Raw genomic sequence first — 1,011 nt, 5'->3', positions numbered from 1 at the left:
AAAGATGTGGTCAAGGATTTTCTCGTCGGAGAAAACTTTGAAGTGGTCGATGTGACGAAAGAAGGTCAGGATTTTGTTGATGTGACCCTTGCAGTTGCAGCTGAGGTGAATAAACAAGAGGAGAATCTTGGTATTGTCATCGATGCTTATGGGGCTGGTCCATTCATGGTAGCGACCAAAATCAAAGGTATGGTTGCAGCGGAAGTTTCTGATGAACGCTCTGCCTACATGACTCGCGGTCATAACAACTCTCGCATGATTACGATGGGAGCTGAAATCGTTGGTGAAGGCCTGGCTAAGAATATTGCTAAAGGCTTTGTCAATGGTAAATACGACGGCGGACGTCACCAAATCCGGGTCGACATGCTCAACAAAATGTGCTAAGAAAAGGAGAAGTCAAATGAAAATTGCAATTGGATGTGACCATATCGTTACCAATGAAAAAATGGCGGTTTCAGATTTTCTGAAATCAAAAGGTTATGAAGTCCTTGACTTTGGTACTTATGACCATACTCGTACTCACTATCCCATCTTTGGTAAAAAAGTAGGGGAAGCCGTAACTAGCGGTCAGGCTGATCTTGGTGTTTGTATCTGTGGTACTGGTGTTGGTATCAATAACGCTGTTAACAAAGTTCCAGGTGTCCGCTCTGCCTTGGTTCGTGATATGACAACAGCACTTTATGCTAAAGAAGAACTCAATGCCAACGTTATTGGTTTCGGTGGTAAGATCACTGGTGAATTGCTCATGTGTGATATCATTGAAGCTTTCATCAATGCTGAATACAAACCATCAGAAGAAAACAAAAAATTGATTGCTAAAATTGAGCACGTTGAAACTCACAATGCTCATCAAGCAGATGCAAACTTCTTTACAGAATTTCTTGAAAAATGGGATCGTGGAGAGTACCACGACTAGTGAGGTAGCCAGATGATTCTTACAGTGACCATGAATCCTTCTATCGATATTTCCTATCCCTTAGAAGAATTGAAAATAGATACTGTTAATCGTGT

At 41.4% G+C, this 1,011-nt stretch carries 2 protein-coding genes; both read left to right on the top strand.

The features are described from left to right. Positions 1-384 (top strand): galactose-6-phosphate isomerase subunit LacA (lacA, locus tag HMPREF3108_RS01620; RefSeq protein ID WP_070493009.1); only part of this gene is annotated, 384 nt, incomplete at its 5' end. Between the two features lie 16 nt (positions 385-400). Next, entirely contained in the window at positions 401-916 is a 516-nt protein-coding gene (gene lacB / locus HMPREF3108_RS01615; RefSeq protein ID WP_008809451.1) for a galactose-6-phosphate isomerase subunit LacB, read from the top strand. Positions 917-1,011 lie beyond the last annotated feature (95 nt).

The sequence above is a fragment of the Streptococcus sp. HMSC10A01 genome (assembly GCF_001807785.1).
Lineage (GTDB): Bacteria > Bacillota > Bacilli > Lactobacillales > Streptococcaceae > Streptococcus > Streptococcus gordonii.
Note: the sequence above shows the minus strand (reverse complement) of the source record. Positions and strands in the feature narration are given on the sequence as shown.